This window comes from Xanthomonas sp. SHU 199, from assembly GCF_000364665.1.
Taxonomy (GTDB): Bacteria; Pseudomonadota; Gammaproteobacteria; order Xanthomonadales; family Xanthomonadaceae; genus Xanthomonas_A; species Xanthomonas_A sontii.
This window is the reverse complement of record NZ_AQOI01000616.1, coordinates 1-7,605: the sequence shown is the minus strand read 5'-3', so window position 1 is coordinate 7,605 and position 7,605 is coordinate 1. Positions and strand designations below refer to the sequence as shown.

The following is a 7,605-nucleotide window of genomic DNA, read 5'->3' as shown; positions in this document are numbered from 1 at the left end:
CCGCCCCCCCGCCACTCGGTGTCGGCGAGCGGATCGCGGCCTTCGTCCTGCAGTTCGCCGGCGTCGTCCAGCGCCACCGACTGCCGCGCCGGTGCGCGTGCGCGCAGATGGTCGATGGCCTTGTTGCGGGCGATCATGGTCAGCCAGGTCAGGCCGCGCGCGCGCTGCGGGTCGAATTGCGCCGCCTTGCGCCAGACCGAGGAGAACACTTCCTGCAGCACGTCCTCGGCTTCGCCGCGCTGCGGCACGATGCGCAGGCACACGCCGAACAGGCGCGAGGAGGTGGTGCGGTACAGGCGTTCGAATGCGGCGCTGTCGCCGGTGGCGGTGGCCACCAGCAATTGTCCTGCTTCGTCGTGATCGGGCGACTCGGTCATGCCGGGAGACGGTGGCGAAGGTCGGCGCGATGCTACAGGCTTTCGCCGCGCCCGTCGCTCAGGCGCGCTGGCGCCGCCACAATACGCACGCGGTGAGCAGCAGGACGATCTCGAACGCGGCCAGGCCGGTCGTGGTCGGGCCGACCGGCCACAGCCGCAGCAGGCTGGCGCTGCGGTAGAGCACGATGGGCACGTAGAACGCCAGTGCCAGGAGCAGGCCGGTGCGCAACTGCCCGGTGCGGGCGAAGTAGCCGAACAGGAAGGCCATGCCCAATTGCAGGCCGCCGTAGATGACCAGGTATTCGGACTGGCCGGAGCGGTCCAGGCCGACATAGCCCACCGCCGCGGCGGTCTGTGCCGGCAGCAGCGTGCACCAGACGGCCAGGAGCGCGTACAGCGCGGCGTTGAACCACAGGTAGGCCTTGGCCATGAGGTGTCCTCGTCGAAGCGCGGGCGATGCGCAGGCATGGTTGTAGCGGGTGCGGCGGGGGCCGGCGTGAATGCGCTGGCGGCGTGGCTCAGCGCGCGCTGCATTGCGCGACCAACGGTTGCTGCAGCGCCTGCTCCCAGGCGCCGGCATCGGCCTGGCCGCGCAGGCGTTCGGGGAATTCGATGCGCACGCTCGGGTAGCGGCCGCGCGCGTCGCGGATGTTGCCGACGCCGCGGAACTCGCGCAGGCGCCGATCCTGGCGCGTGTAGGCGACGCTGAGGTCGGGCAGCAGCGTGCCGTACCAGGCGGCCAGGCTCAGGGTGTAGCGCTGCACTTCGGCATCGGCCGGGCCGGGGGTGATGCGGAAGTCGAGCGTGCGCAGTTCGCTGGGCAGCACGAAGGCGATGCGCTGCGGTCCGCCGCTGCCCAGGCTGTCCCAGCGCTGGCGCAGGTAGGCGTCGAAACCCGCGTCGATCACCTGCGCCTCGGTGCTCTTGGGCAACGGCGCCCGGCGTTCGGCCTGACCCTTGGCCTGACTGAACATCTCGCGCCCGCTGCCGCTGCGGCGCACACCTTCGCGGTAGCCGCTGCGCGCATCGACCAGTTCGAAGTCCGGCGCGGCGCTGCCGTCGTCCACGCGCTTGCGCGCGAACGCGGCGCCGTCGGTGCACTTGTACAGCACCAGGCGCGCGCCATCCTCGCGGACCCAGTGGCTTTCGCGGTACAGCACCTGTTTGCCGTCGGCGGCATAGGCGATGCCCTCGTAGTGCAGCATCGCCCGCGCAGGCGCGGCGGCGACCAGGGCGGCGCCGCCGAGGGCCAGGGCCAGCGGCAGGTGCGCTCGGATGAGCGGGAAGGCGGCGGTCGACGTCGGCATGCACGGCGCTCCGGTGGGATGACACCAGGACATACGCGGCGGGTGCCGATCCGGATGCGCCCGCCGTGGGGCTCGCGCTGCAGCGGCTGTCTCAGCGCAGGACGATGCAGTCCACCGGACAGGCCGGCAGGCACAGCGCGCAGCCGGTGCACAAGGGCGCCAGCACCGTGTGCATGTGCTTGGCGCCGCCGACGATGGCGTCCACCGGGCAGGCCTGGATGCACTTGGTGCAGCCGATGCAGTCGGCTTCCACCACCCATGCCACCTGCGGCGGCGTGTGGGTGCCGCGGCTGCGGTCGTAGGGCAGGGCGGGGACGCCGAGCACCCGCGCCAGGGCGCGCGCGCCGGCGTCGCCGCCGGGCGGGCAGCGGTCCACCTGCGCCGTGCCGGCGGCCATCGCCTCGGCATAGGGACGACAGCCGTCGAACCCACACTGGCCGCATTGGGTTTGCGGCAGCAGGCGATCGAGACGTTCGAGCAGCGGGGCGTGGGCGGGCGTCATGGCGGAGGCGGCGCGCGGCAGCGCCGCGGGGACTACAGAGCGAAGAAGATGCATCGGCGTGGTCAGCCCGCACAGTGTAACGCGGTGCCCATGTTCGCCCGACGGCGCCGCATCGGGCAGTGTCGTCGGCTCAGGCGATCCGGCGCCCGCAGTACCAGCGCTCGTGCGCCAGCGCCAACATCGGCCGATCCTCGCGACTGTCGCCGTACGCATGGATGCGCCGATAAGCGTTCAGGTCGTACTGCATGCGGATCAGCGCGGCCTTGCGGGGGCCGCAGTCGCCGTGGCGATAGCGGCCGGTCAGGCGCCCATCCTGCACTTCCAGGCGGTTGCAGATCAGGCACAGCCCATGTTGCGTGCACCAGGGCCGCAGATACAGATCCAGCGAACCGGAGACCAGCACCACGGTGTGCCCCTGGGCCTGGTGCCAGGCGATCCGCTGCAGCATGTCCGGTCGCAGCAGCGGCGGCAGCGCCTGCTGCGCATAGTGCTCGGCCTCGCGGGCGATCTCGTCTGCATCGCGGCCGGCGAACACCAGCCGGGTGACACGCGTGCGCAACGTCGCCGCCGACACCAGGCCCAGCCGATAGCCGGCCAGCCACGGCCCGACCGCCCAGCGCGCCCGCGCCTGCTGCGCCGGCGTGGCCACACGGCGCAGGAATCCCGAATAGGTATCGGCGGTGGTGACCGTGTGGTCGAAGTCGAAGAGAGCGAGGGATTGGGGATTCGGCATTGGGGATTCGTCACCGCGTCATGGACCCATCGGCGCCGAGAGTGGCTCAACCAATCCCCAATCCCGACTCCCCAATCCCCGCCGTCAACGCACCGGCATGCCCGGCTGCGCGCCGCTGTCGGCATCGAGCAGGGCCAGGGCGCCGCCGTCGAAGCCGGCCGACAGGATCATGCCTTCGCTGAGGCCGAAGCGCATCTTGCGCGGGGCCAGGTTGGCGATGAACACCACGCTGCGGCCGACCAGCTTCTCCGGCTCGCCGTAACTGCCGCGGATGCCGGAGAATATCTGCCGCTTGCCCAGCTCGCCGGCGTCCAGTTCGAAGCGCAGCAGCTTGTCCGAACCTTCGACGAACTCGCAGGCCAGCACCTTGCCGATGCGCAGGTCGAGCTTGGCGAAGTCGTCGATGCCGATATGGCCGGGATTGGGGATTGGGGATTGGGGATTGGTGGTGGCCTTCGCTTCCTGCTTGGCGGGGGGCGCGGCAGTTGGAGTGGGGGCGAGGGTGTCCTTGGAGGCGTCGGTCATGGCGTCGAGCAGCTTGGGGTCGATACGGGTGAACAGGGGGGCGTACGGTTGGATCACGTGCGCCAGCAGCGGGGCGTCGAGGTCTTCCCAGGCGCCGAGCGGGGCCGACAGGAACGCCTCGGCCTCGGCGCAGGTGCGCGGCAGCACCGGCTTGAGCGCGGCGGCCAGCACCCGGAACAGGTTCAGGCCCTGCGTGCACACGGCCTGCAGTTGCGCTTCGGCGCCGTCCTGCTTGGCCAGCACCCAGGGCTTGTGTTCGTCGATGTACTTGTTGGCCTCGTCGGCCAGGGCCATGGTCTGGCGGATCGCGCTGGCCGGGTCGTTGCGCTCGTAGGCCTCGCGGATCGGCGCCAGCGCGGCGACGAAGCGCGCGTACTGCGCCGCATCCGGCAGCGCGTCGGCGAGCGTGCCGCCGAAGCGCTTGTCGATGAAGCCGGCGCAGCGGCTGGCCAGGTTGACGAACTTGCCGACCAGGTCCGCGTTGACCCGCGCCACGAAGTCGCCCAGGTTCAGGTCGAGATCGTCGACGCCGCCGGAGGACTTGGCCGCGAAGTAGTAGCGCAGCGCTTCCGGCTCCAGGCCCACGTCCAGGTAGGTGCGGGCCATCACGAAGGTGCCGCGCGACTTGGACATCTTGGCGCCGTCGACGGTCAGATAGCCGTTGACGTGCAGCCGGGTCGGCGCGCGGTGCCCGGTGCCGTGCAGCACCGCCGGCCAGAACAGGCCGTGAAAGTTGACGATGTCCTTGCCGATGAAGTGGTGCAGTTCGGTGGCGGTGCCGGCGGCCAGGTGCGGCTCGAACGCTTCGCCCAGGCTCGCGCACAGGGTCTGGAAGCTGCTCAGGTAGCCGATCGGCGCGTCCAGCCACACGTAGAAATACTTGCCCGGCTGGCCGGGAATCTGGAAGCCGAAGTACGGCGCATCGCGGGAGATGTCCCAGGCGCGCAGGCCGCCTTCGCTGTCCAGCCATTCCATCAGCTTGGCCTTGACCCCGGGCAGGGCGACGTCGCCGGCCAGCCACTGCCGCAGGAAGCCGTCGAAGCGGCCGACCTCGAAGAAGAAGTGCTCCGAATCGCGCAGCTCCGGCGTGGCGCCGGAGATCACCGACTTGGGCTCCTTCAGTTCGGTCGGCGCATAGGTGGCGCCGCAGACCTCGCAGTTGTCGCCGTACTGGTCGGCGCTGCCGCAGTTCGGGCAGATGCCCTTGATGTAGCGGTCGGGCAGGAACATGCCCTTGGCCGGGTCGTAGAACTGCGCCACCGAGCGCCGCGCGATGTGGCCGCCGGCGTCGAGCTTGGCGTAGAACGCCTCGGTCAGGGCGCGGTTGGCGTCCGAGTTGGTCGAGTCGTAATGGTCGAAGGCCACGCCGAACGCGGCGAAATCGCGCTCGTGGCTGGCCTGGATGGCGGCGATGAAGCTCTCCGGGGTGACCCCGGCCTTCTCGGCGGCCAGCATGATCGGCGTGCCGTGGGTGTCGTCGGCGCACACGAACCAGGTGCGGTCGCCGCGCAGCCGCCGCGCGCGCACCCAGATGTCGGCCTGGATGTAGCCGACCAGATGCCCCAGATGCAGCGGTCCGTTGGCATAGGGCAGGGCGGTGGTGACGAGAGCGGTGGTCATGGCGGCCGGCGTTTCTGGGGGCCGGGGATTATTGCATGGAGCCGGGATTCGGGATTGGGGAGTCGGGATTGGTCAAGCGTTTGGTCGGCGTTTGCGCATCGCGCGCCCACGAAAAAGGCGCCCCTGCGGGCGCCTTCAGCAGATCGGTGTCAGGTGGGGATCAGCGAGCGACACTGCGTCTGCGAATCCCCAATCCCGACTCCCGAATCCCGGCATTCATCACTCCCTGATCCAAGTCTGCGTCCGGCCCAGGGCCTCAATGCCGATATAGCCACGCATCTGCAGCTTCTTGCCGCCGTCGGTCAGGGTGACCTTGGCCTTGTAGGTCTTGCCCTTGGCCGGGTCCAGCACCGAGCCGCCGTCCCATACCGCGGTGCCGTCGGGCTTGAGGCCCCACAGGATGGTCATGCCCTTGATCGGCTTGCCCTTGCGCTCGCCGTCGCACTTGTCGCACATCGGGTTGGGGCCGTGGTTGGACTGCAGGATCTCGACCACCTTGCCGCTCAGTGTGCCGTTGGCGGCCTGTTCGATCTGCACGATCGACTTGGGCTTGCCGGTTTCGTCGTCGATGGTCTGCCAGCGGCCGACCGGCGAGGTGTCGGCGGCGTGCGCCATGAATGCCGCCGCGCTCAGCGGCAGGGCCAGCATCAGGGTCTTGAAGGTCGTGCGCATGTTCCCCTCCCGAGGGATGTCCGGTGCGGCCGGCGCGATGCCGGCCTGATCCGACTGTATACCCAAGCGTATGGTGCTGGGAATCCGCACTGCGGCATGCGGTTCAGCGTGGCCGGCGGTGGGCGTTCAGCCGCTTTCGTACAGTTCCAGCGGCAGGTCGTCGGGATCGGCGAAGAAGGTGAAGCGGCGGCCGGTGTACTCGTCCACACGGATCGGTTCGACCTCCACGCCGTGCGCCTGCAGGTGCGCGACGGCGGCGTCCAGGTCGCGCACGCGCAGCGCCAGGTGGCGCAGCCCACAGGCTTCCGGGCGGCTCGGTCGCGGCGGTGGGGTCGGGAACGAGAACAGTTCGAGCTGGCTGCCGTCGGGCAGGGCCAGGTCCAGCTTCCAGGAGTCGCGGGTTTCGCGATACACCTCGGCGATCACCGGCAGGCCGAGGAGGCGGCAATAGAAGTCCTTGGAGCGCGCGTAGTCGGAGGCGATGATCGCCACGTGGTGCAGGCCATCGAGGGTCAGGCTCATCGGCACAGCGCCTGTCCGAATTGCAGCAGATGGCCGTCAGGATCGCGGATCGCGAATTCGCGCATGCCGTAGTCGAAGTCTTGCAACGGATAGACGATGCGCCCATGCGGCTGCAGCCGCTGCCACCAGGTATCGACCTGGTCGGTGTGGAAGTACAGCGAGCAGGCGACATCGGAGACGGTTGCATCGTCCTCCGACAGTCGCGTGGCCAGCATCAGCGCCAGTGGACCGTGCCGCAGCGACACCCAGCCCGTCGCCACTGCGCCGCCATCGAGTCGAAACGCCAGGGTTTCGGTATAGAACGCCAGTGCCGTGGTGAGGTCGGCACAGCGCAGCATCGGTGTCAGCGTAGTGAAGGTCATGCGCTGAGTCGGGGCGAGCGAAACGGGGCAATCCATGGGAGAAGCATAGCGCACCGGTGCGGCCGCACCGGTGCGCGTGCCGTCTGCGACACTGCGCATTCCATCGCTGCGAGGCCGCGCCATGCCGCACAACCCGCTTGCCGCGCTGCTGGCCGAGGACCGGTGCCTGGTGCTCGACGGCGCGCTGGCCACCGAACTGGAGCGTCGCGGCTGCGATCTGCGCGATCCGCTGTGGTCGGCGAAGATCCTGCTGGAACAACCGGACCTGATCCGCGAGGTGCACCAGGACTATTTCGCCGCCGGTGCGCAGTGCGCGATCACCGCCAGCTACCAGGCCACGCCGCAGGGCTTCGCTGCGCGCGGGATCGACCTCGCGCACTCGCATCGCTTGATCGCACGCAGCGTCGAACTGGCGCAACAGGCAAGGCAGGCGCATCTCGCGCGGCATCCGCAGGCGGATGCCTTGCTAGTCGCCGGCTCGGTCGGTCCGTATGGCGCCTATCTGGCCGACGGGTCCGAATACCGTGGCGACTACACGTTGCCGCAGGCGGCATTGCGGGACTTCCACCGCCCGCGCATCGCCGCGTTGATGGAAGCCGGCGTGGATCTGCTGGCCTGCGAGACGCAGCCGTCATTGGCGGAAATGGCGGCCTTGCTGCAGATGCTGGAGGAGTTTTCTGGGGTTGTCGCCTGGTTCGCCTGCACCCTGCGCGATGCCGCGCACCTCAGCGACGGCACGCCGTTGCGCGAGGTGGTGGCGTTGCTCGACGGCCACCCGCAGGTGGTCGCGCTCGGCGTCAACTGCGTCGCGCCGTCGCTGGCCACTGCGGCGTTGCGTCATCTGGCGACGCTGACGCGGTTGCCGCTGGTGGTGTATCCGAACGCGGGCGAGCGCTACGACGCCGAGCGCAAATGCTGGCAGGCCGACAGCGCCGATGCCGGCGCCCTGGTCGACCACCTCGCCGCCTGGCGTGCGGCCGGCGCC

Annotated in this window: 10 protein-coding genes; 1 reads left to right on the top strand and 9 read right to left on the bottom strand. The window is 69.7% G+C overall.

Annotated elements, in window-relative coordinates:
• The 9 genes from D183_RS0117955 to D183_RS0117915 form a co-directional block, all read right to left on the bottom strand.
• The coding region (locus D183_RS0117955; protein WP_017910217.1) for a sigma-70 family RNA polymerase sigma factor at positions 1-377 on the bottom strand (377 nt) is incomplete at its 3' end.
• Positions 378-435: 58 nt separating this feature from the next.
• Entirely contained in the window at positions 436-807 is a 372-nt protein-coding gene (locus D183_RS0117950) for a hypothetical protein (RefSeq protein ID WP_017910216.1), read from the bottom strand.
• 88 nt (positions 808-895) lie between these two features.
• Positions 896-1,684, bottom strand: coding sequence for a hypothetical protein (locus tag D183_RS0117945; protein ID WP_017910215.1), 789 nt, complete (start codon positions 1,682-1,684; stop codon positions 896-898).
• A gap of 91 nt (positions 1,685-1,775) precedes the next feature.
• A complete protein-coding gene (rnfB, locus tag D183_RS25165; protein WP_081613384.1) occupies positions 1,776-2,240 on the bottom strand; it encodes an Rnf electron transport complex subunit RnfB in 465 nt (154 codons plus the stop codon).
• Between the two features lie 76 nt (positions 2,241-2,316).
• Positions 2,317-2,919 carry an HAD family hydrolase gene (locus tag D183_RS0117935; protein WP_017910213.1) on the bottom strand — a complete coding sequence of 201 codons (603 nt, stop codon included), beginning with the start codon at positions 2,917-2,919 and terminating at the stop codon, positions 2,317-2,319.
• Between the two features lie 84 nt (positions 2,920-3,003).
• Positions 3,004-5,064 (bottom strand): methionine--tRNA ligase, encoded by a 2,061-nt coding sequence (metG, locus tag D183_RS0117930; protein WP_017910212.1) that lies wholly within the window; start codon positions 5,062-5,064, stop codon positions 3,004-3,006.
• Positions 5,065-5,283: 219 nt separating this feature from the next.
• Complete coding sequence (locus D183_RS0117925) at positions 5,284-5,736, bottom strand: DUF2147 domain-containing protein (RefSeq protein ID WP_017910211.1); 453 nt, start codon at positions 5,734-5,736, stop codon at positions 5,284-5,286.
• Between the two features lie 126 nt (positions 5,737-5,862).
• On the bottom strand, positions 5,863-6,252 hold the full coding sequence (gene gloA2 / locus D183_RS0117920) for an SMU1112c/YaeR family gloxylase I-like metalloprotein (RefSeq protein ID WP_198526537.1): 390 nt from the start codon (positions 6,250-6,252) through the stop codon (positions 5,863-5,865).
• A gap of 2 nt (positions 6,253-6,254) precedes the next feature.
• Positions 6,255-6,719: a bleomycin resistance protein gene (locus D183_RS0117915; protein ID WP_232757306.1), complete on the bottom strand. Its 465-nt coding sequence runs from the start codon at positions 6,717-6,719 to the stop codon at positions 6,255-6,257.
• A 22-nt stretch (positions 6,720-6,741) separates the two neighbouring features.
• Here D183_RS0117915 and mmuM point away from each other — a divergent pair.
• Positions 6,742-7,605: homocysteine S-methyltransferase (gene mmuM, locus D183_RS0117910; RefSeq protein WP_017910208.1), on the top strand; the 864-nt coding region annotated here is incomplete at its 3' end.